The organism is Pelagibius sp. CAU 1746 (assembly GCF_039839785.1).
Classification (GTDB): domain Bacteria; phylum Pseudomonadota; class Alphaproteobacteria; order Kiloniellales; family Kiloniellaceae; genus Pelagibius.
Window position 1 is genome coordinate 3,001,106 of the sequence record NZ_JBDOQT010000001.1, and the last position, 22,369, is coordinate 3,023,474.

22 protein-coding genes are annotated in these 22,369 nt (G+C 64.7%); all 22 read left to right on the plus strand.

What is annotated here, in order from left to right:
- Positions 1-2: 2 nt before the first annotated feature.
- The 22 genes from AAFN88_RS14320 to AAFN88_RS14425 all read left to right on the plus strand — a co-directional run bounded on the left by AAFN88_RS14320 (position 3) and on the right by AAFN88_RS14425 (position 22,361).
- Positions 3-638 carry an NADH-quinone oxidoreductase subunit C gene (locus AAFN88_RS14320; protein ID WP_347521022.1) on the plus strand — a complete coding sequence of 212 codons (636 nt, stop codon included), beginning with the start codon at positions 3-5 and terminating at the stop codon, positions 636-638.
- Positions 638-1,816: an NADH-quinone oxidoreductase subunit D gene (locus tag AAFN88_RS14325; RefSeq protein WP_347521023.1), complete on the plus strand. Its 1,179-nt coding sequence runs from the start codon at positions 638-640 to the stop codon at positions 1,814-1,816. Before AAFN88_RS14320 ends, AAFN88_RS14325 begins: the two co-directional genes overlap by 1 nt.
- On the plus strand, positions 1,813-2,433 hold the full coding sequence (gene nuoE / locus AAFN88_RS14330; protein ID WP_347521025.1) for an NADH-quinone oxidoreductase subunit NuoE: 621 nt from the start codon (positions 1,813-1,815) through the stop codon (positions 2,431-2,433). Before AAFN88_RS14325 ends, nuoE begins: the two co-directional genes overlap by 4 nt.
- On the plus strand, positions 2,434-3,720 hold the full coding sequence (gene nuoF, locus AAFN88_RS14335) for an NADH-quinone oxidoreductase subunit NuoF (RefSeq protein ID WP_347521026.1): 1,287 nt from the start codon (positions 2,434-2,436) through the stop codon (positions 3,718-3,720).
- A gap of 11 nt (positions 3,721-3,731) precedes the next feature.
- Positions 3,732-5,807 (plus strand): NADH-quinone oxidoreductase subunit NuoG, encoded by a 2,076-nt coding sequence (nuoG, locus tag AAFN88_RS14340; protein WP_347521027.1) that lies wholly within the window; start codon positions 3,732-3,734, stop codon positions 5,805-5,807.
- A gap of 1 nt (position 5,808) precedes the next feature.
- The gene (nuoH, locus tag AAFN88_RS14345) at positions 5,809-6,852 is read left to right on the plus strand and encodes an NADH-quinone oxidoreductase subunit NuoH (RefSeq protein WP_347521679.1); all 1,044 of its coding nucleotides are present in this window, start codon (positions 5,809-5,811) and stop codon (positions 6,850-6,852) included.
- A 16-nt stretch (positions 6,853-6,868) separates the two neighbouring features.
- The gene (gene nuoI, locus AAFN88_RS14350) at positions 6,869-7,357 is read left to right on the plus strand and encodes an NADH-quinone oxidoreductase subunit NuoI (RefSeq protein ID WP_347521028.1); all 489 of its coding nucleotides are present in this window, start codon (positions 6,869-6,871) and stop codon (positions 7,355-7,357) included.
- Between the two features lie 114 nt (positions 7,358-7,471).
- A complete protein-coding gene (locus AAFN88_RS14355) occupies positions 7,472-8,086 on the plus strand; it encodes an NADH-quinone oxidoreductase subunit J (protein ID WP_347521029.1) in 615 nt (204 codons plus the stop codon).
- A 4-nt stretch (positions 8,087-8,090) separates the two neighbouring features.
- Positions 8,091-8,402 carry an NADH-quinone oxidoreductase subunit NuoK gene (gene nuoK / locus AAFN88_RS14360; RefSeq protein WP_193370549.1) on the plus strand — a complete coding sequence of 104 codons (312 nt, stop codon included), beginning with the start codon at positions 8,091-8,093 and terminating at the stop codon, positions 8,400-8,402.
- Positions 8,403-8,417: 15 nt separating this feature from the next.
- Positions 8,418-10,364 carry an NADH-quinone oxidoreductase subunit L gene (gene nuoL, locus AAFN88_RS14365; protein WP_347521030.1) on the plus strand — a complete coding sequence of 649 codons (1,947 nt, stop codon included), beginning with the start codon at positions 8,418-8,420 and terminating at the stop codon, positions 10,362-10,364.
- A gap of 7 nt (positions 10,365-10,371) precedes the next feature.
- Positions 10,372-11,907, plus strand: coding sequence for an NADH-quinone oxidoreductase subunit M (locus AAFN88_RS14370; RefSeq protein ID WP_347521031.1), 1,536 nt, complete (start codon positions 10,372-10,374; stop codon positions 11,905-11,907).
- A 13-nt stretch (positions 11,908-11,920) separates the two neighbouring features.
- On the plus strand, positions 11,921-13,363 hold the full coding sequence (gene nuoN / locus AAFN88_RS14375) for an NADH-quinone oxidoreductase subunit NuoN (RefSeq protein WP_347521032.1): 1,443 nt from the start codon (positions 11,921-11,923) through the stop codon (positions 13,361-13,363).
- Positions 13,360-14,145 (plus strand): biotin--[acetyl-CoA-carboxylase] ligase, encoded by a 786-nt coding sequence (locus AAFN88_RS14380; protein WP_347521033.1) that lies wholly within the window; start codon positions 13,360-13,362, stop codon positions 14,143-14,145. Before nuoN ends, AAFN88_RS14380 begins: the two co-directional genes overlap by 4 nt.
- 26 nt (positions 14,146-14,171) lie before the next feature.
- The gene (locus AAFN88_RS14385) at positions 14,172-14,957 is read left to right on the plus strand and encodes a type III pantothenate kinase (protein ID WP_347521034.1); all 786 of its coding nucleotides are present in this window, start codon (positions 14,172-14,174) and stop codon (positions 14,955-14,957) included.
- Positions 14,958-14,961: 4 nt separating this feature from the next.
- Complete coding sequence (locus AAFN88_RS14390; RefSeq protein WP_347521035.1) at positions 14,962-16,641, plus strand: ribonuclease J; 1,680 nt, start codon at positions 14,962-14,964, stop codon at positions 16,639-16,641.
- Positions 16,642-16,802: 161 nt separating this feature from the next.
- Positions 16,803-17,207 (plus strand): methylmalonyl-CoA epimerase, encoded by a 405-nt coding sequence (gene mce / locus AAFN88_RS14395; protein ID WP_347521037.1) that lies wholly within the window; start codon positions 16,803-16,805, stop codon positions 17,205-17,207.
- A 13-nt stretch (positions 17,208-17,220) separates the two neighbouring features.
- Positions 17,221-17,484, plus strand: a complete 264-nt coding sequence (locus AAFN88_RS14400; protein WP_347521038.1) for a DUF1467 family protein — start codon at positions 17,221-17,223, stop codon at positions 17,482-17,484.
- 9 nt (positions 17,485-17,493) lie between these two features.
- Positions 17,494-18,048: a DNA-3-methyladenine glycosylase I gene (locus AAFN88_RS14405; protein WP_347521039.1), complete on the plus strand. Its 555-nt coding sequence runs from the start codon at positions 17,494-17,496 to the stop codon at positions 18,046-18,048.
- A gap of 348 nt (positions 18,049-18,396) precedes the next feature.
- A complete protein-coding gene (locus tag AAFN88_RS14410; RefSeq protein WP_347521040.1) occupies positions 18,397-18,888 on the plus strand; it encodes a hypothetical protein in 492 nt (163 codons plus the stop codon).
- A 193-nt stretch (positions 18,889-19,081) separates the two neighbouring features.
- On the plus strand, positions 19,082-20,410 hold the full coding sequence (gene proS, locus AAFN88_RS14415) for a proline--tRNA ligase (RefSeq protein ID WP_347521041.1): 1,329 nt from the start codon (positions 19,082-19,084) through the stop codon (positions 20,408-20,410).
- A gap of 3 nt (positions 20,411-20,413) precedes the next feature.
- Positions 20,414-21,661, plus strand: coding sequence for a lipoprotein-releasing ABC transporter permease subunit (locus tag AAFN88_RS14420; RefSeq protein ID WP_347521042.1), 1,248 nt, complete (start codon positions 20,414-20,416; stop codon positions 21,659-21,661).
- Entirely contained in the window at positions 21,654-22,361 is a 708-nt protein-coding gene (locus tag AAFN88_RS14425) for an ABC transporter ATP-binding protein (protein ID WP_347521043.1), read from the plus strand. Before AAFN88_RS14420 ends, AAFN88_RS14425 begins: the two co-directional genes overlap by 8 nt.
- Positions 22,362-22,369 lie beyond the last annotated feature (8 nt).

The window sequence follows — 22,369 nt, forward strand, 5'->3', positions numbered from 1 at the left end:
CGATGAACGAAGCGCTGCGAGACCTTGGCGACTTTCTCGACGCAGCGATCGGTGACGATCTGCTGGCAGTCGACATCGCCTATGACCAACTGAACCTGCACATCAAACGGGACGCGGTCGTCAAAGTACTGACCTTCCTGCGCGACGACCAGAACTGTCAGTTCAAGCAACTGGTCGACGTGACGGCGGTGGACCGCCCGGACCAGGCCGAGCGTTTCGAGGTCGTCTACAACCTGTTGTCGCTGAAGCTGAACCAGCGCATCCGCGTGAAGTTGTCGACTGACGAGCGCACGGCAGTGACCTCGGTGTGCGGCGTCTTCTCCTCGGCCATCTGGCTGGAGCGCGAAGTCTGGGACATGTTCGGCGTCTTCTTCTCCGGCCATCCCGACCTGCGGCGCATTCTTACCGACTACGGTTTCGAGGGACATCCGCTGCGCAAGGACTTCCCGCTGACCGGTTTCAAGGAAGTGCGCTATGACGAAGAGCAGAAGCGGGTGGTCTACGAGCCGGTGAAGCTGCCCCAGGAATTCCGCCGCTTCGATTTCATGAGCCCCTGGGAGGGTATGCTGCGGCTGCCGGGCGACGAGAAGGCCGAGCCGGCGCCGAGCGAGACCAAGAGCGAGGGGAGTGGCGCCTGATGCCCGAGGTACAGATCAAGCCGCTGACCCTAAACTTCGGTCCGCAGCATCCGGCCGCCCACGGCGTGCTGCGCCTGGTGCTGGAAATGGACGGCGAGGTGATCGAGCGTGCCGACCCGCACATCGGTCTGTTGCACCGGGGCACCGAGAAGCTCATCGAGTACAAGACGTACCTGCAGGCGGTGCCTTATTTCGACCGCCTGGACTACGTGGCGCCGATGAACCAGGAGCATGCCTTCGCCCTGGCCGTGGAGCGCCTGCTCGGCATCGAGGTGCCCAAGCGCGGCCAGTACATCCGCGTGCTCTACTGCGAGATCGGGCGCATCCTCAATCACCTACTGAACATCACCACCTTCGCCATCGACGTCGGCGCCATGACGCCGATCCTCTGGGGCTTCGAGGAGCGCGAGAAGCTCATGGAGTTCTACGAGCGGGCCTGCGGCGCGCGGCTTCACGCCGCCTATTTCCGCCCCGGCGGTGTGCACCAGGACCTGCCGGCCGGGCTGCTGGACGATATCAAGACCTTCTGCGGAACCTTCCCCAAGGTCATCGACGACATGGAAGGCCTGCTGACCGAGAACCGCATCTTCCGCCAGCGCACCGTCGATATCGGCGTGATCAGCAAGGAAGAAGCCAACGACTGGGGCTTCTCCGGCCCCATGCTGCGCGGCTCCGGCGTGCCTTGGGATCTGCGCAAGTCGCAGCCATACGACTGCTACGAAGAGCTGGAATTCGACATTCCCGTCGGCAAGAACGGCGACTGCTTCGACCGCTATCTGGTGCGCATCGAGGAAATGCGCCAGAGCCTGCGCATCATGGAGCAGTGCATCGAGAAGATGCCGGGCGGTCCCGTGCAGGTCGCCGACCACAAGATCACGCCGCCCAAGCGCGGCGACATGAAACGCTCCATGGAAGCGCTGATCCACCACTTCAAACTCTATACCGAGGGCTACCACGTGCCGCCGGGCGACACCTACGCCGCGGTCGAGGCGCCCAAGGGCGAATTCGCGGTCTATCTGGTGGCCGACGGCGGCAACCGCCCCTACCGCTGCAAGATCCGGGCGCCGGGCTTCGTTCACCTGGCGGCGATGGACTATATGTGCCGCGGCCATATGCTGGCCGACAGCGTCGCCATCCTCGGTTCCATGGATATCGTCTTCGGGGAAGTCGACCGATGAAGATCAGCAGTTATCCCGAACCCCAGAGCGAAGGCTTCAGCTTCTCCCCGGAGAACGCGGCGCGGGCCGAAACCATCTGCGCGCGCTACCCGGAAGATCGCCGGGCCAGCGCCACCATCGCGCTGCTCGACCTGGCGCAGCGCCAGAACGGCGGTTGGCTGTCTCGCGAGGCCATCGAGTTCGTCGCCGGCTACCTGGAAGTGGCGCCGATCCGCGTCTACGAGGTCGCGTCCTTCTATACGATGTTCAACCTGAAGCCGGTCGGGAAGCATTTCATCCAGGTCTGTCGCACCACGCCCTGTTGGCTGCGCGGCTCCGACGGCCTCACCAACGCCTGCAAGAAGAAGCTGGGTGTCGGTATCGGCGAGGTCACCGGGGACGGCATGTTCAGCGTTGTCGAGGTAGAGTGCCTGGGCGCCTGCGCCAACGCGCCCATGGTGCAGATCAACGATCACTACTACGAAGACCTCACGCCCGAGCGCATGGAAGAGATCATCGACGAGCTGCGTGCCGGCGAGGAGGTCACGGTCGGCTCGCAGACCGGGCGGCTGTCCTCGGCACCGGAAGGCGGTCCGCAGACGCTGCTGAAAGTCGTCGAGCCGGGGGAGGGCGATTAGATGCTGCAGGACAAGGACCGCATCTTCACCAATCTCTACGGCCAGGACGACTGGGCCCTGGCCGGGGCCAAGCGCCGCGGGGTCTGGGACAACACCAAGGCCCTGCTGGAGCTGGGCCGCGACAACATCGTCGAGCAGATCAAGGAATCGGGCCTGCGCGGGCGCGGCGGCGCCGGCTTCCCGACCGGCCTGAAGTGGTCTTTCATGCCCAAGGACCGCGGCGACCGCCCGGCCTATCTGGTGGTCAACGCCGACGAGTCCGAGCCGGGGTCCTGCAAGGACCGCGAGATCCTGCGCAACGACCCGCACCGTCTGCTGGAAGGCTGCCTGGTGGCCGGCTTCGCCATGGGCGCTTCGGCCTGCTACATCTACATCCGCGGCGAGTACTATCACGAGAGCTCGCAGATCCAGAAGGCCATCGACGAGGCTTATGACGCGGGGCTGATCGGCAAGAACGCCTGCGGCAGCGGCTACGACTACGACATCTATCTGCACCGCGGCGCCGGCGCCTACATCTGCGGCGAGGAAACCGCGCTGCTGGAAAGCCTGGAAGGCAAGAAGGGCCAGCCGCGCCTGAAGCCGCCTTTTCCGGCGGCCTGCGGCCTCTACGGCTGCCCGACCACCATCAACAATGTCGAGACCATCGCCGTCACGCCGGAGATTCTGCGCCGCGGCGTTTCCTGGTGGAGCGGCTTCGGCCGGCCCAACAACACCGGCACCAAGATCTTCTCGATCTCGGGCCACGTGAACAAGCCGCTGAACGTGGAAGAAGAGATGAGCATCCCCTTGAAGGAGCTCATCGAAAAACACGCCGGCGGCGTCATCGGCGGCTGGGACAACCTGCTGGCGGTGATCCCGGGCGGCTCCTCGGTGCCCTGTCTGCCGGCCTCGACCTGCTCGAACATCCTCATGGACTTCGATTCGCTGCGCGAGGCCCAGTCGGGCCTCGGCACCGCGGCGGTCATCGTCATGGACAAGTCGACGGACATCGTCGAGGCCATCGCCCGGCTGTCGCACTTCTACATGCACGAGAGCTGCGGCCAGTGCACGCCCTGCCGCGAAGGCACGGGCTGGATGTACCGGGTGATGACCCGCCTGGTGCGCGGCGAGGCGGAGTTGGAAGAAATCGATACGCTGCTGGATGTGACCTATCAGGTCGAAGGGCACACCATCTGCGCGCTCGGCGATGCCGCGGCCTGGCCGATCCAGGGCCTGCTGCGCCACTTCCGCCCGGAAGTGGAACGCCGCATCAAGGAGCGTAAGCAGTCCATGGCGGCAGCGGAGTAGGGGAACAAGCGATGCCGAAGCTGACGATCGACGGCAAGGAGATCGAAGTCGCGGACGGCCTGTCCGTCCTGCAGGCCTGCGAACTCGCCGGGGTCGAAATCCCGCGTTTCTGCTATCACGACCGCCTCTCGGTGGCCGGCAATTGCCGCATGTGCCTGGTGGAGATGGAACGCGCGCCCAAGCCGATCGCTTCCTGCGCCATGCCGGTGGGCGAGGGGATGGTCATCAAGACCGACACCGACAAGGTGAAGAAGGCGCGTAACGGCGTCATGGAGTTCCTGCTGATCAACCATCCGCTCGACTGCCCGATCTGCGACCAGGGCGGCGAGTGCGACCTGCAGGACCAGGCCATGGCCTACGGTTTCGACCGCAGCCGCTATGACGAGAACAAGCGCGCGGTCTCCGAGAAGTACATGGGCCCGCTGATCAAGACGATCATGACCCGCTGCATCCAATGCACCCGCTGCGTGCGTTTCGCCACCGAGATCGCCGGCGTCGAGGAAATCGGTTTGGTGAACCGCGGCGAGCACGCCGAGATCACCACCCTGGAACAGGCCATCGATTCCGAGCTCTCGGGCAATCTCGTCGACGTCTGCCCGGTGGGCGCGCTGACATCGAAGCCTTACGCCTTCGTGGCCCGGCCCTGGGAACTGCGCAAGACGGACTCGATCGACGTGCTGGACGCGGTGGGGTCCAACATCCGCGTCGACACCCGTGGGCGCGAAGTGATGCGCGTGTTGCCCCGCCTGCACGAGGACATCAACGAGGAATGGATCAACGACAAGACCCGCCACGCCTGTGACGGGCTGTCGCGCCAGCGCCTCGACCGGCCCTATCTGCGCAACCAGTCGGGCCGCCTGGAGGCCGTTTCCTGGAATGTCGCCTTCAAGGCCATCGCCAAGCGCCTGAGCGGCCTTTCCGGCGACAAGATCGCCGCCATCGCCGGCGACCTCTGCGACGCCGAGTCCATGCTGGCGCTGAAGGACCTCATGGCCGGGCTGGGTTCTCCCAACCTGGACTGCCGCCAGGACGGGGCCAAGATCGACGCCTCCTGCCGCGCCGGCTACATCTTCAACAGCTCCATCGCCGGCATCGAGTCCGCCGATGCGATCCTTATCGTCGGCGCCAACCCGCGTTGGGAAGCGGCGATGGTCAACGCCCGCCTGCGCAAGCGCTTCCTTCAGGGCGGCGTGAAGATCGGCCTCATCGGCCAGCAGGTCGACTTGACCTACGGCTACGACTACCTGGGCGCCGGGGCCGAGAGCCTGGCGGAGATCGCCGAGGGCAAAAGCGCCTTCGCCGAGGTGCTGCGGAAGGCCGAGCGGCCGATGATCATTCTCGGCATGGGGGCGCTGGCGCGCGCCGACGGCGCCGCGGTGCTGGCCGCCGCGCGCAAGATCGCCGAGAGCAGCGGCATGGTTTCAGATACCTGGAACGGCTTCAACGTGCTGCACACCGCGGCGGCGCGGGTCGGCGGCCTGGACCTCGGCTTCCTGCCGGGCGAGGGCGGGCGCGACACCGACGCCATTCTCGCCGGCTGCGAGGAGGGCGCCATCGAGGCGCTCTTCCTGCTGGGCGCCGACGAGCTCGACATGGGCCGTCTGGGCGAGGCGGGCAAGGGACCCTTCGTGATCTACCAGGGCCACCACGGCGATGCCGGCGCGCACCGTGCCGACGTGATCCTGCCGGGCGCAGCCTACACGGAAAAGAATGCCACCTACGTGAACACCGAGGGACGGGTGCAGCTCGCCCGCCTGGCGGCCTTCCCGCCGGGCGAGGCGCGCGAGGACTGGACCATTCTCCGGGCGTTGTCCGAGGTGGTGGGTAAGCGGCTGCCTTACGATAACCTGGGCGAGGTCCGCCAACGGCTGATCGAGATCAACCCGGTCTTCGCCGCGGTGGATCAGGTCGAGGCAGCCGCCTGGGGCGATTTCGGTAAGGAAGGCAAGATGGAGGCGACACCCTTCACCTCGCCGGTGGGGGTGTTCTACATGACCGACCCGATCAGCCGTGCTTCCGAGACCATGGCGCAGTGTACAGAGGCCTTCTCGCTTGGCGTCAGGAAGGGGACCGGCACTCATGGCTGACATGTTCGATCTGGCCTACGCCTGGCTCCTCAACGATCCCATCGGCCAGGCGACTTACATCCTGATCAAGATCGTTGCGATTCTCATCCCGCTGTTGCTTTCGGTGGCCTACCTGACCTACGCGGAGCGCAAGGTCATCGCGGCCATGCAGCTACGCAAGGGGCCCAACGTGGTCGGGCCCTTCGGCCTGCTGCAGCCCATCGCCGATGCGGTGAAGCTGCTGTTCAAGGAAACCATTCTGCCGTCGGGCGCCAACCGCATCGTTTTCCTCATGGCGCCGATGCTGACCTTCATCCTGGCGATGATCGGCTGGGCGGTGATCCCCTTCGACGCGGGCCTGGTGCTGGCCGATATCAACGTTGGCATTCTCTATCTCTTCGCCATCTCCTCGCTGGGCGTCTACGGCGTCATCATGGCGGGCTGGGCTTCCAACTCGAAGTATCCCTTCCTCGGCGCCCTGCGCTCGGCCGCGCAGATGGTGTCTTACGAAGTCTCCATGGGCTTCGTCATCATCACCGTGCTGCTGCTGGTGGGCTCGCTGAACCTTTCCGACATCGTGATGGCGCAGCAGGGCGACTACGGCCTGTTCAGCTGGTTCTGGCTGCCCATGCTGCCGATGTTCGTCATCTTCTTCATCTCGGTGCTGGCGGAGACCAACCGCTCGCCCTTCGACCTGCCGGAAGGCGAGTCGGAGCTGGTGGCCGGCTTCTTCGTCGAATACTCCTCGATGACCTTCGCCCTGTTCTTCCTGGGCGAATACGCCAACATGATCCTGATGAGCGCGATGACTGCGATCCTGTTCCTCGGCGGCTGGCTGCCGCCGGTGGACATCGCGCCCTTTACCTGGATCCCGGGGCCGATCTGGCTGATCGCGAAGATCTGCGTGGTCCTGTTCTTCTTCCTTTGGGTGCGGGCGACCTTCCCGCGCTACCGCTACGACCAGCTCATGCGTCTGGGCTGGAAGGTGTTCCTCCCATTCTCGCTGTTCTGGGTGGTGCTGACCGCCGGCGTGCTGGTGGCTTTCGACTGGGTGCCGAACACATGACGGCAGGAGACTAGATATGGGCATGATCGACCGTGGCCTGCGCAGCCTTCTGCTCAGCGAGCTCTTTTCGGGCATGTCGCTGACCCTGCGCTATTTCTTCAAGCCGAAGGTGACGCTGAACTACCCCTATGAGAAGGGGCCGCTGAGTCCGCGCTTTCGCGGTGAGCACGCGCTGCGGCGCTATCCCAACGGGGAAGAGCGCTGCATCGCCTGCAAGCTCTGCGAGGCGATCTGCCCGGCTCAGGCCATCACCATCGAGGCGGAGCCGCGCGACGACGGCAGCCGGCGCACCACGCGCTACGACATCGATATGACGAAGTGCATCTACTGCGGCTTCTGCCAGGAAGCCTGCCCGGTGGACGCCATCGTCGAGGGGCCGAATTTCGAGTTCGCCACGGAAACCCGCGAAGAGCTGTTCTACAACAAGGAAAAGCTGCTCGCGAACGGTGACCGCTGGGAACCCGAGATCGCCCAGAACCTGGAGCTTGATGCGCCCTATCGCTGAGGCAGAAGTCCTCGAGCGACAGCGGGGCAGCGACCTGATTGGGGGAGCAACCGTGCAAGTGAATCAAGAGGCTGGAATCTCTGCCGGCCGGAAGAAGGCCGGGAGGTTTGTAGCATGATCATTCAGGCCCTGGCGTTCTATCTCTTCGCCGCGGTCACCGTCGCCGCCGGCGTCATGGTGGTCAGCGCCCGCAACCCTGTACATTCGGTACTGTTCCTGATCCTCGCCTTTTTCAACTCGGCGGGGCTCTTCGTGCTGATGGGCGCCGAGTTTCTAGCCATGATCCTGGTGGTCGTCTACGTCGGCGCCGTGGCGGTGCTGTTCCTCTTCGTGGTCATGATGCTGGATATCAACTTCGTGCGCATGCGCGAGGGCTTCCTTCAGTACCTGCCCCTGGGGGGAATGATCGGGCTGATCCTGCTGGTCGAGCTCGTCATGGTGGGCGGCGCCTGGGTCGTCTCGCCGGCTGCCGAGACGGCGGCTCTGCACCCGACGGCCCCGGCCGGCGACCTGCACAACACGCGCGCGCTCGGCGGGGTCATCTACACCGACTACATCTATCTCTTCCAGGCGGCCGGTCTGGTGCTGCTGGTCGCCATGATCGGCGCCATCGTGCTCACCCTGCGTCAGCGTGAGGGCGTTCGCCGGCAGTCGATCGCCAAGCAGGTCTCGCGCAGCCGCGCCGAGTCGGTCGAGATCAAGCAGGTTCCCAGCCGGAGCGGGGTATAGAGCTATGTTCGAGATCGGCCTTGGGCACTACCTGACCGTTGCCGCGATCCTCTTTACCCTGGGGATCTTCGGCATCTTCCTGAACCGTAAGAACGTCATCATCATCCTCATGTCCATCGAGCTGATGCTGCTGGCGGTAAACATCAACTTCGTGGCCTTTTCGACTCACCTGCAGGATCTGGTCGGACAGATCTTCGCGCTCTTCGTCCTCACCGTCGCGGCCGCAGAGGCGGCCATCGGCCTGGCGATCCTGGTGGTCTTTTTCCGCAACCGGGGCTCCATCGAAGTCGAAGACATCAACATGATGAAGGGCTAGGGGAAGGCCGCTCTCATGGATCAACTTATCGTCCTGCTGCCGCTGCTCGGCGCCATCATCGCCGGGTTCTTCGGGCGCCTGATCGGCGACCGCGCCTCCATGTACGTCTCCAGCGGTCTGCTGCTGGTTTCGGCGGTGCTGTCCTGCGTCGTCTTCTACGACGTGGCCTTCGCCCACAACGCGCGGGTAACGGAACTCTTCACCTGGATCGATTCCGGCACCTTCGAAGTGAGCTGGGCGCTGAAGGTGGACACCCTGACGGCCGTGATGCTGGTGGTCGTGACCGGCGTGTCATCCATGGTCCACGTCTACTCCATCGGCTACATGTCGCACGACAATGCCAAGCCGCGCTTCTTCGCCTACCTCAGCCTCTTCACCTTCTTCATGCTGATGCTGGTGACCGCGGACAACTTCGTGCAGATGTTCTTCGGTTGGGAGGGCGTCGGCCTGGCCTCCTATCTGCTGATCGGCTTCTGGTACGAGCGGCCCAGCGCCTGCGCCGCCGCCATTAAGGCCTTCCTCGTGAACCGCGTGGGCGACATCGGCTTCGCGCTCGGCATCTGCGGTGCCTTCGTGCTGTTCGGTACTGCCGGCTTCGACCAGGTCTTCGCTTCCGTGCCGGGCATGGCCGAGGCCCAGTTCGAGGCCTTCGGCATCTCCGGCCATGCGCTGACCATCATCTGCATCCTGCTGTTCATCGGCGCCATGGGTAAGTCGGCGCAGTTGGGCCTGCACACCTGGCTGCCGGACGCCATGGAGGGCCCGACCCCGGTCTCCGCCCTGATCCATGCCGCGACCATGGTGACCGCCGGCGTCTTCATGGTGGCGCGCCTCTCGCCGATGTTCGAATATGCCCCCACGGCGCTGGAGCTGGTGACCTACGTCGGCGCGTTGACCGCCTTCTTCGCCGCCTCGGTCGGCCTGACCCAGAACGACATCAAGCGGGTCATCGCCTATTCGACCTGTTCGCAGCTCGGCTACATGTTCTTCGCTCTCGGCGTCTCGGCCTATTCGGCGGGCATCTTTCACCTGATGACCCACGCCTTCTTCAAGGCACTGCTGTTCCTGGGCGCCGGTTCGGTGATCCATGCCATGTCGGACGAGCAGGACATGCGCAGGATGGGCGGCATCTACAAGCTGATCCCGGGAACCTACTTGCTGATGTGGATCGGCACCATCGCGCTGCTGGGCATCGGCATCCCCGGCGTCTTCGGTTTCGCCGGTTTCTATTCCAAGGACATCGTGGTGGAGGCCGCCTACGCCTCGCAGACCACGCACGGCACCTTCGCCTTCGTCATGGGCGTGGTGGCGGCCTTCATGACGGCCTTCTATTCCTGCCGCCTGATGTTCATGACTTTCCACGGCACGCCGCGCGCTTCCAAGGAGGTCATGTCGCACGTGCACGAGTCGCCACAGGTCATGCTGGTGCCGCTTTATGTACTGGCCTTCGGCGCGGTCTTCGCGGGCCTGGCCGCCTACGAATACTTCGTCGGCCACCATATGGAAGCCTTCTGGGGCGAGGCGCTGAAAGTGCTGCCGGGCAACGACTCGGTGGAGGCGGCGCACCACGTGCCGCTGTGGGTCAAGCTTTCGCCCCTGGTCGCGGGCCTCGGCGGGATCGCCCTGGCCTATGTCTTCTACATCGCCGCACCGGCGCTGCCGGCAAAGACGGCCAAGGCGCTGCGCCCTCTCTATCTCTTCTCGCTCAACAAGTGGTACTTCGATGAACTCTACGACCGTCTCTTCGTCCGACCGGCCCGCCTCATCGGCTTCGGCCTGTGGAAGGGCGGAGACGGCGGCGTCATCGACCGCTTCGGCCCGGACGGCGTCGCGGCGACCACCCAGAACGCCTCGCGCCGCACCTCGCTGCTGCAAAGCGGTTACGTCTACCACTATGCTTTCGCCATGCTGATCGGGGTCTTCGTCCTGGTCACCTGGTATTTCCTGAGTCAATTGGGGTGATCCAGAAATGACCAGCTGGCCAATTCTTTCGACGATCACCTTCCTGCCGCTTGCCGGCGCGCTGTGGATCCTGTTCTTCGTGCGTCACGAGGACGAGGCCCTGGCGGCCAAGAACGCCCGCTCCATGGCGCTCTGGGCGTCCTTGGTGACATTCGTCGTCTCGCTCTTCGTGTGGTTCAACTTCGACCGCACCAGCGCCGACTTCCAGTTCGTCGAGCAGGTCGAGTGGATCCCGGCCTTCAACATCAGCTATCACATGGGTGTGGACGGCATCTCCATGATGTTCGTCCTGCTCTCCACCCTCTTGACGCCGCTCTGCGTCCTCGCGAGTTGGGATGCGGTCAAGGTCCGGGTGAAGGAGTACATGGTCGCCTTCCTGGTGCTCGAGACGCTGATGGTCGGCATGTTCTGCGCCTTGGACCTGGTGATTTTCTACGTCTTCTTCGAAGGCGTGCTGATCCCCATGTTCCTGATTATCGGTATCTGGGGCGGCGGCCGCCGGGTCTACGCGGCCTTCAAGTTCTTCCTCTATACCCTGGCCGGTTCGGTGCTCATGCTGCTGGCGATCCTCGCCATGTACTACGACGCCGGCACCACCGATATTCCGACGCTGCTGGCCCACGGTTTTCCGGCCTCCATGCAGAAATGGCTGTGGCTGGCCTTCTTCGCCTCCTTCGCGGTGAAGGTGCCGATGTGGCCCGTGCACACCTGGCTGCCCGACGCCCACGTCGAGGCGCCGACGGCGGGCTCGGTCATCCTGGCCGGCGTCCTGCTGAAAATGGGCGGCTACGGCTTTCTGAGGTTCTCGCTGCCGATGATGCCGGAGGCCTCGGCCTTCTTCGCGCCGCTGGTGTTCTCGCTCTCCATCGTCGCCGTGATCTACACCTCCCTGGTGGCGCTCGCCCAGGAAGACATGAAAAAGCTGATCGCCTATTCCTCGGTCGCCCACATGGGCTTCGTGACCATCGGCATCTTCGTCGTCAACCAGCAGGGCATCGAAGGGGCGATCTTCCAGATGCTGTCCCACGGCGTCGTCTCGGCAGCGCTCTTCCTCTGCGTCGGCGTGATCTACGACCGCATGCATACGCGCCTGATCGAGCGCTACGACGGACTGGTCAGCCGCATGCCGGGCTATGCACTGGTTTTCATGGTTTTCATGCTGGCCTCGGTCGGCCTGCCGGGGACCAGCGGCTTCGTTGGAGAGTTCCTGGTGCTGGTTGGGGCGTTCCAGGCCAACACCTGGGTCGCCTTGCTGGCGGCCAGCGGCATGGTCCTGGGGGCGGCCTATATGCTCTACCTCTATCGGCGGATCATCTTCGGCAGGTTGACCAAGGAAGATCTCATGGCGATCCTCGACCTCAACTGGCGGGAGAAGGTGGTCTTCGCACCGCTCCTCGCGCTGGTGCTGTGGATGGGCATCTATCCGGCGTCCTTCATCGACGTGATGTCACCCTCGGTCGAACGGCTGATCGACGGTTATGAAACGGCCCTGGCGCGGGCCGAGGGGCCGACGACCCTGGCCGATCTCTGGGCGCAGCGCTAGGAAAGGCGAGAAAATGTCCGACCTGAACCTCACCGCCGCGCTGCCTGAAGTCTTCCTGGCCTGCGCGGGTATGATTCTCCTGATGCTGGGAGTCTTCCGGGGCAACCAGGGCACACGCCTGGTCCTTTCGCTGACCGTTGCCTGTTTCGCCTTGGTTTTCGTCATCATCGCCGTTGCCATGGGCCGCAGCGAGAGCGCGCTTGGCGGGCTCTTCATCGCCGACGCCTTCGGCGACTTCATGAAGCTGCTGGTTCTGGTGGGGTCTGCCGTCACCCTGATCATGGCGCTGCGCTATATCGAGCGCGAGGACATGGCGCGCTTCGAATACCCCGTGCTGGTGCTCTTCGCGACGCTCGGCATGATGCTGATGATCTCGGCCAACGACATGCTGGCGCTCTACCTTGGCCTGGAGTTGCAGAGTCTTTCGCTCTACGTGGTGGCGGCCTTCCGGCGCGATCACCTGCGCTCCAGCGAGGCGGGTCTCAAGTACTTCGTGCTGGGCGCGCTGTCCTCGGGCATGCTGCTCTACGGCATGTCGATGATCTACGGCTTCGCGGGGACGACCTCCTTCGACGGTCTTGCGGCCCAGTTTTCCGCCGGGCAGACGCCTTCTCTGGGCCTGATCGTCGGCATCGTCTTCCTTTCCGCCGGCCTCGCCTTCAAGATTTCCGCCGTGCCCTTCCACATGTGGACACCGGACGTCTATGAAGGGGCGCCGACGCCGGTCACCGCCTTTTTCGCCACGGCCCCCAAGGTAGCGGCCATGGCGCTGATCGTGCGCGTCATGATCGGCCCCTTCGGCGACCTGGTGGACCAATGGCAGCAGATTTTCTGGTTCGTTTCCGTCGCCTCCATGATCCTCGGCGCCCTCGCGGCCATCAGTCAGACCAATATCAAACGTCTGATGGCCTACAGTTCCATCGGCCATATCGGCTACGCACTGATCGGCCTGGCCGCCGGCACGGAAGAGGGCGTCAACGGCATCCTGCTGTACCTGACGATTTATATCGTCATGAACCTGGGCACCTTCGCCTGCATCCTCTGCATGCGTCAGAAGGATGTCATGGTCGAACGGATCGAAGATCTGAAGGGCCTCAGCAAGACCAACCCCGGCATGGCCCTGGCGCTGGCGATTTTCATGTTCTCCATGGCCGGCATCCCGCCGCTGGTCGGCTTCTTCGGCAAGTTCTACATCTTCCTTGCAGCCATCGAGGCACAGCTCTACGTGCTGGCGGTGATCGGCGTGCTCTCCTCGGTGATCGGCGCTTTCTACTATCTGCGCATCGTCAAGCTGATGTATTTCGACGATCCGATCGAAGCTTTCGACCGCCCCATAGGGCGGGAGATGACCGTCATCCTGGTCGGCACGAGCTTGGTGATCATCCTGTTGACGGTGGGCATCGCCCCGCTGCTTGACGGGACGGCCATGGCGGCGGCGTCGCTGTTCCCCGGATGATCCCGGAACCGGACCGGAACCGCACACCGCGTCTGCCGCCAGCCTATCGGCTGGTGGCGCTGGAAGAAGTCGACAGCACCAACCGGGAGGCCAAGCGGCTTGCCTCGGAGGGCGCCGAGGACGGCACCTTGGTCTGGGCGCGCTGCCAGACCGGCGGTTACGGCCGGCAGGGCCGCAGTTGGGCCAGCGCTTCGGGCAACCTCTTCCTGTCGCTGATCGTGCGTCCCGACTGCCCTTTGTCGACGGCAGCGCAGTTCAGCTTCATTGCCGCCGTGGCTCTCGGCGACGCCATCGGCAGCGTTGCGCCGCCGCTGATCGAAGTCACTTACAAGTGGCCGAACGACGTGCTGCTGAACGGACGCAAGGCGGCCGGCATCCTGCTCGAATCCAACGGCGATGCCGGACAGAACCTGGACTGGCTGGTGATCGGCATCGGCGCCAACGTAGCGTCCTATCCGTCGGAAACCCGCCTGCCGGCGACCAGCCTGCATTTCGAGGGCTGCCCGCCCAGCGTCTCGGCGGTTGACCTGCTGGAAGCCTTCGCCCGCCATATGCTGTCCTGGGTCAACATCTGGCTCGACGATGGCTTCGAGCCGGTGCGCCAGGCCTGGCTGCGCCACGCCCAGGGCCTTAAGGAGCGGATCGAGGTGCGGCTGCCGGGCGAGACCCTGCACGGCACCTTCACCGGCCTGGATGGCGACGGGACCCTGCTGCTGGCCCTGGCGGACGGCAGCACGCGGCGCATCGCCGCCGGCGAAGTCTACCTGCCGGGCGAAGGCTGAGGGCCGGGAAGGGAAGGGGCACCGCCATGCTCGTCGCCATCGATGCCGGAAATACCAACGTCGTCTTCGCGCTCTTCGAAGGCGATACCATGAAGGCCAAGTGGCGGGCCTCCAGCGACGCCAAGCGCACGGCCGATGAGTACGCGGTCTGGCTGACCCAGCTCATGGCGCTGCAAGACCTCAAGGCCGCCGACGTGACCGGGGCCATCATCGCCAACGTGGTGCCGGCGGCCAGCTTCACCCTGAACACGCTCTGCACGGATTTCTTCAAGGTCACGCCGTTGGTCATCGGCGATCCCGCGGTGGATCTGGGCATCGAGGTTCATATGGATCACCGGGAGAATGTCGGCGCCGACCGCCTGGTGAACGCCCTGGCCGCGCACCGCGCCTACGGCGGGCCGCTGATCGTCATCGACTTCGGCACCGCGACCACTTTCGATATCGTCGGCCCCGAGGGCGCTTACGAGGGCGGTGTCATCGCCCCTTCCGCCCAACACTCGGTCGATGCGCTCTATCGGGCCGCGGCCCAGTTGCCCCGGGTCAGGATCGAGCGTCCCGGCAGGGTCATCGGCAAGGACACCGTCCCGGCCATGAAGTCGGGCATCTATTGGGGCTATGTCGGCCTCATCGAGGGCCTGACGGCCCGCATCAAGGAGGAGTACGGCAGTCCCATGAAGGTCATCGCCACCGGCGGTTTGGCGACCCTCTATTCGGAGGCCACGCCGGTCATCGAGGTGGTCGATTCAGATCTCACGCTTCGCGGGCTGCGCCTGATCCATGCCGCCAACGCCCAAGCGCAAGTCGGGAGCTGAGCGCATGAGCGACGGTTACAGCGGCAAGGATCTCGGCGCCGACGATCTCTACTTCGTGCCCCTGGGCGGCACCGGCGAGATCGGGATGAACCTCAACCTCTACGGTCACAAGGGCGCTTGGCTGATGGTCGACTGCGGCATCACCTTCGGCGATCCGCGGCTGCCGGGCATCGACGTCGAAATGCCCGATCCCGCCTTCATCGCGGAACGGCGCGACGACCTGGCCGGCCTGGTACTGACCCACGCCCACGAAGACCACATCGGCGCCGTGCCCTACCTCTGGGAAGAGCTGCGCTGCCCGGTCTACGCCACCAAGTTCACCGCCGCCCTGCTGCGGCGCAAACTGGCGGAAGTCGGCCTGCTGGATGTGGTCCCGCTGACAGAAGTGCCGCTTTCCGGCACCTTTTCCGTCGGTCCCTTCGAGATCGAGCTGATCACTCTGACCCACTCGATCCCCGAACCCAACGCCGTGGTGATCCGTACCGCCGCCGGCACGGTCCTGCACACCGGCGATTGGAAATTGGATCCTGATCCCCTGGTGGGGGACAACTACGACGAAGCGCGCCTGAAAGCCCTGGCCGAGGAAAACGTCCTGGCCATGGTCGGCGATTCCACCAACGCCATGGTCTGGGGAGAGGCGGGCTCCGAGGCGGAGGTGCGCGAGCACCTGCTGCAGGTGGTCAAGGGGTTGAAGCAGCGGGTCGCCGTGGCCTGCTTCGCCAGCAACGTGGCACGCCTGGAAACGGTGATCCGCGTCGCCGAGGACTGCGGGCGCCGGGTCTGCCTGCTCGGCCGCTCCATGCACCGCATCGTCGATTGCGCGCGCGAGGCCGGCTATCTGACCGGACACCAGCCCTTCCTTTCGGAGGAAGAGATCGACTACCTGCCGCGCGGGGAGGTGCTGCTGCTGTGCACCGGCAGCCAGGGCGAGCCCCGCGCCGCCCTATGGCGCATCGCCCGCGGCGATCATCCGCACGTCGGTCTATCGGCGGGCGATGCCGTGGTTTTTTCCTCGCGGGTCATCCCCGGCAACGACACCGCCATCTTCGAGCTGCAGAATTCCCTGGCCCGCGCCGGGATCGACGTCATCACCGATCATGACCATGACATTCACGTCTCCGGCCACCCGGGACGCGACGAGCTGATCCAGATGTACCAGTGGGTGCGCCCGCAGGTCGCCGTGCCGGTCCACGGCGAGGCCCGGCATCTCATGGCCCATGCCGAGATCGCCAAGCAGTGCCAGGTGCCGCAGCAGGTCGTCGGGCACAACGGCGCCGTCATCCGCCTTGCGCCGGGCGACGCGGGCATCGTCGACGAGGTGTCCAACGGCCGGCTGATCTACGACGGCGGACGCCTGCTGTCGCAGAACAGCCCTGTCATCAAGGGGCGCCAGAAACTGATGTTCAACGGCGCCGTGGCGGTGACGCTGGTGCTGGACGAGCGCGGCCAGATGGACGGCGAAGCGGACATCTCCACCGTCGGCCTCTTCGAAGAGCACGAGGAGGAGGAAGACCTGGCGGCGGTGGGGATCGCCATTCAGGAGGCGGTCCAGCGTCTCGGCCGGCGCGAGCGCAAGGACGACGCCGCGGTGGAGGAGGCGGCACGCCTGGCCGTGCGCCGGACCGTGAACCGCCTGCTCGGCAAGAAGCCCATGACCATGGTCCATGTCATTCGTTTCGAGTGACGCGATATCGGGGCGACGGTCTCGGCCGGCGGTTGGCCCGTCCTTTGTTTCCACTCCTTCCTGACCAGGGTTGTCAGCAGGCTGCCGTCCGGGCCCGCAGCGGGGCTTGCGTTGAACGGCCAGGAACCACAAATTAGCGAAAACCAGGAGGAGAATAGGGGATGATCGGCAGGTTGAACCACGTGGCCATCGCTGTGCCGGATTTGGAAGCGGCCGCCGGGATCTACCGCGGCATACTGGGAGCGGAGGTCTCCGCGGCCATGCCTCAGCCCGACCACGGGGTGACGGTGATTTTCGTCAATCTGCCCAATACCAAGATCGAGCTGCTTCATCCTCTGGGCGATAGCTCGCCCATCGCCAGCTTCCTGGAGCGCAATCCGGCCGGCGGCGTTCATCATATTTGCTACGAAGTCGACGACATCATTGCCGCACGCGACCGCCTGAAAGCGGAAGGCGCGCGGGTGCTGGGCGACGGCGAGCCGAAAATCGGCGCCCACGACAAGCCCGTGTTGTTCCTGCATCCCAAGGACTTCTGCGGCACGCTGGTCGAGCTGGAACAGGCGTGAGGAGTCCGCGGCCATGACCTGGTTCACCGGCCTTCTCGTCTACGGGATGATCTGGATGGTGGTGCTGCTCACGGTGCTGCCGTGGGGCGTGCACCGGGCCGAGGATCCGGAGCCCGGCCACGAGCCCGGCGCGCCGGAAAAACCGATGATGTGGCGCAAGGTGCTGGCGACCACGATCATCGCCGCGGTGATCTGGGCCGGCGTCTATGTGGTCATCGACCAGGGCTGGATCGTTTTCCGCGAGTATACGCCGCTCGGCACCAGCGCGCCGAAGTAAGGGCCCCGGATGAGCAGCTATTGCGACTATGCGCCGGGCAACCCCATTCATGCGCACTATCACGACCGCGAATACGGCTTTCCGGTCGACGACGAGGCGGTCCTCTTCGAGCGCCTGATTCTCGAGATCAACCAGGCGGGGCTGTCCTGGGAGCTGATGCTCAAGAAGCGGGAGGGATTCCGCGCCGCCTACGACGGCTTCGATGTCGACAAGGTTGCGGCCTACGGTGAGCGGGATCGCACCCGTCTGCTGAATGATGCCGGAATCATCCGCAACCGCTTGAAGGTCGATGCCGCCATCGCCAATGCCCGGCGCATCGTTGAACTGCGCGCCGACTACGGCTCCTTCAAAGGCTGGATCGAGTCCCACCATCCCCTGGACAAGGCCGACTGGGTGAAGCTGTTCCGCAAGACCTTCAAGTTCACCGGTGGTGAGATCGTCGGGGAGTTCCTGATGAGTACCGGATATCTGCCCGGCGCCCATCGTGAGACCTGCCCGATCTACCGGCGGATCGCGCGGATTTCTCCGCCCTGGATGCCGGGAGCGAAGAAGGCAAAAAAATAGGCAAGCCGCAGCCTGCCTTCGCCAGTTCCCTGTTCAGTATTGAGGCCTGCTTTTCAGGCTCTTTTGATCTTGGGCAGCCCCGAAAGCCTGCCTGAAGGCGTGTCCACCCTAAACTTGGACCGCGCTGCGCTATTTCGCGCAGTTCTTAGTGGCCTGTGTAATATCCCATTCGGAGACCTCCGTCACCCTTTTTCTAACAATATTATGCTGGCGACCCGTTGTGCATTGCAACAATTGCGCGCAGCTAGTATTTATGGGTGTTTTGAATTACATGATTCAACGTTACCGGGAATCGCTTCTTCGGCCTGTTTATCGCTTTGTTAAATGCCCGCCCATAGGCTGAGTCCCATGAAACCTCCAACCGCGCTCCTGCGCCGCCTGCAGGGCACTCTCCTGTCACTATCGATGATCTCGGGGGGCCTCACGGCTCTGGGTCCGGTTTCTCCGGCGGCCGCGGAAGACGGCTACCTGACCATCTCCAAGGCCGACTGCGGGCGGCTCTCCCGGCATTTTCCGGCGCCGGACGTGGCCTACCAACCCGGCCGCGACGTGCGCGGAAAGCCGGTGGCGCCTGCCGACCTGGAGGGGGGCCCGAACGGAGATGGGGGGCTGGTCTTGCCGGAGGCGGTGGTGATCCCCATCGAGGTAAGCCTCTTCGAGCGCTACGGCCTCCCCGCAAACGGTATCAACTACAAGGGCGACATCTTCATCGGCGAGGTCGTCGTGGACGTCGCCAGCGGGCGGGCCATCTTCAACGGCCAGCCCTTGCAGAGCGAGGAAGAAGCCGAACTGGCCGCCCGCTGCCAGCGCATCCTGCGAGACCGCGCCGAGGGGCAGTGACCCTTCGGGGCGCCGGGCGCTGTGCCCCGTCTAAGGCGGCGTGGACAAGGCCCCGGGGCTGCCCTATACAGCCTTCACAGCTTCCCCTGAGATATCGGCGCCCGGCAGGCCTTGCGAAGCGGCGGTTTCCCGGTCATTTTCTCGCCTGGGGCCGGCCCGGTCCCGGGATGAGACAATAGGATACGAGCCAGGTATGCGCCTTTCGCAGTATTTCATGCCGACCCTGAAGGAAACCCCGAAGGAGGCGGAGATCGTCTCCCACCGGCTCATGCTGCGCGCCGGAATGGTCCGCCAGGCCAGCGCCGGGATCTACTCCTGGCTGCCGCTCGGCTATCGGGTCCTGCGCAAGATCGAACAGATCGTGCGCGAGGAGCAGGACGCCGCCGGCTGGCAGGAACTGCTGATGCCGACGATCCAGTCGGCCGATCTCTGGAAGCAGTCGGGGCGCTACAATGACTACGGCAAGGAGATGTTGCGCATCGTCGACCGTCACGAGCGCGAGATGCTCTACGGGCCGACCAACGAGGAATTGATCACGGAGATCTTCCGCAACGGTGCCAAGAGCTACCGCGACCTGCCCCAGGGTCTCTACCACATCCAGTGGAAGTTCCGCGACGAGGTGCGTCCGCGCTTCGGCGTCATGCGCGGGCGTGAGTTCCTGATGAAGGACGCCTATTCCTTCGACATCGACTACGAGGCGGGCCGGCGCGCCTACCAGAAGCAGTTCGTCGCCTACCTGCGCACCTTCGCGCGCATGGGCCTGAAGGCGATTCCGATGGAGGCCGACACCGGGCCGATCGGCGGCGACCTCAGCCACGAGTTCATCGTGCTGGCGGAGACCGGCGAGTCCGAGGTCTTCTGCGACCGCGAGTTTCTCGACCAGGACGTCCTGGGTACCGCCGTCGATTACAGCGACAGCGCCGCTGTCGAGAAGATCGTCGACTACTACACCAACCTTTACGCCCGCACCGACGAGAAGCACGACCAGGCTCATTTCGAGAAGGAAGTGCCCGCCGAGCGCCGCTACGTCGGCCGTGGGATCGAGGTCGGCCATATCTTCTTCTTCGGCACCAAGTATTCCGAGCCGCTGAACGCCTACGTCACCACGCCCAACGACGACAGCGTGCCGGTGCAGATGGGCTCCTACGGCGTCGGCGTGTCGCGGCTGGTCGGCGGCATCATCGAGGCCTGCCACGACGACAACGGCATCATCTGGCCGGAGTCCGTGGCACCCTTCAAGGTTGGCCTCGTCAACTTGCGCGCCGCCGATGCGGACTGCACCGCCGCCTGTGACAAACTCTACGGTCAGCTCTCCGAAGCCGGGATCGAGGTGCTCTACGACGACCGCGACGCGGCGGCCGGCGCCAAGTTCGCCAACATGGATCTCATCGGCCTGCCCTGGCAGCTCGTCGTCGGGCCGCGCGGCCTGAAGAACGGCGTCGTCGAACTGAAGCGGCGCGGCGGCAACGGCGAGCGCGAGGAACTCTCGCCCGAGGCCGCCATCGCCAAGCTGGTCGGCTAAGGCATGGTGTTCAATGCCTTCGAGCGCATGGTGGCTGGGCGCTACTTGCGCGCCCGCCGCGAGGAAGGCTTCGTCTCGGTCATCGCCGTCTTCTCCTTTCTGGGCATCATGCTGGGCGTGGCGGTGCTGATCATCGTCATGGCGGTGATGAATGGCTTCCGCCAGGAACTGCTGTCCCGGATCCTCGGGGTCAACGGCCATCTGACCGTCTTTTCCAACGGGCCGGCGATCCAGGATTTCGAGGATCTCGACAGGCGCCTCATGGCGGTCGACGGGGTCGTCTCCGTGACCCCGCAGGTGCAGGGCCAGGTCATGGTCACTGTCGAAGGTTCCGCCACCGGCGCCCTGGTGCGCGGCATGAGCCCGGAAGACGTGGCGGCGCGGCCGATCCTGGCCGACAACATCGCCGCCGGCAGCCTGGACGACTACGGCAAGGACGACGGCATCCTCATCGGCCAGCGCTTGGCGCAGTCCCTGGGCGTCTGGGTCGGCGACAGGATCACCCTGGTCTCGCCGTCGGGCAACACCACGGTCATCGGTACCGTGCCGCGGCTGAAGAGCTACCGCATCGCCGCGCTTTTCGACGTGGGCATGTACGAATACGACAACGGCTTTATCTACATGCCGCTCGAGGCAGCGCAGCTCTTCTATCGTCTGCCCAAGGCGGTCAATGCGATCGAGGTTTTCGTCGACGATCCAGATCACACGCGGGCGACCCTAAACGCAATGCAAGCCGCCCTCGGACCGAACTATCGGACGGTGGACTGGCAGCGCTCCAACGCCGCCTTCTTCGGCGCCATCCAGACCGAGCGCAACGTGATGTTCCTCATCCTCTCGCTGATCATCGTGGTGGCCGCCTTCAACGTACTCTCGGGCCAGACCATGCTGGTCAAGGATAAGGGCCGGGACATCGCCATCCTGCGCACCATGGGCGCGACCCGCGGCATGGTCATGCGCATCTTCTTCCTCAGCGGCGCCAGCATTGGCGTGGTGGGCACGGCCTTTGGCTTCGTCCTGGGCTTTCTCTTTGCCGACAACATCCAGACTATCCGGGAGTTCTTGCAGAACCTGACAGGCATCGGGCTTTTCCCGGCGGAGATCTATTTCCTTTCCCGGCTTCCGGCGGTGGTCGATGTCGGCGAGGTGGTCCTGATCGTCGGCCTGGCTCTGGCGCTATCCTTCCTGGCGCCGCTCTATCCGGCCTGGCGGGCGGCGCGGCTCGATCCGGTCGAGGCTCTCCGCTATGAGTGATCTCAGCAAGGTCGGCAGCCGGAACGGCCAGGGCCTGGAGCTTGCCGGAGTCCGCCGGACCTTCAAGCAGGGCCGCGAAAAGCTGGAGGTCCTGCAAGGCGCTTCCTTCAAGGTCAGTGGCGGCGAGATCGTCGCCCTGGTTGGTCCTTCGGGCGCCGGCAAGTCGACCCTCTTGCAGATCGCCGGCCTGCTGGAGCGGCCCGACGAGGGTGAGGTGCTGATCGACGGAGCGGCTTGCCTGGATCTCTCCGACGCCCAGCGCACGGCGCTGCGCCGCCGGGCCATCGGCTTCGTCTACCAGTACCACCACCTGCTGCCGGAGTTCTCGGCCCTGGAGAACGTGGTGCTGCCGCAGATGATTGCCGGGATACCCAAGGCCAAGGCCAAGGAGAAGGCGGCGCGGTTGTTGACCTCCGTGGGGCTGGCCGAGCGCCTGACTCACCGCCCGGCGCGCCTTTCCGGCGGCGAGCAGCAACGCGCGGCCATCGCCCGGGGCCTCGCCAACGATCCCTCGATCCTGCTGGCCGACGAGCCGACAGGCAACCTGGACCCGGACACCGCCGACGGGGTCTTCGCCCAGCTCATGGGCTTGGTGCGTGACGGCGGTCTGGCCGCGGTCATTGCCACCCACAACATGGAGCTGGCCCAGCGTATGGACCGGGTCCTGCGCCTGGAGCACGGGCATATCGTCGAGGGGTGAGTTACCCT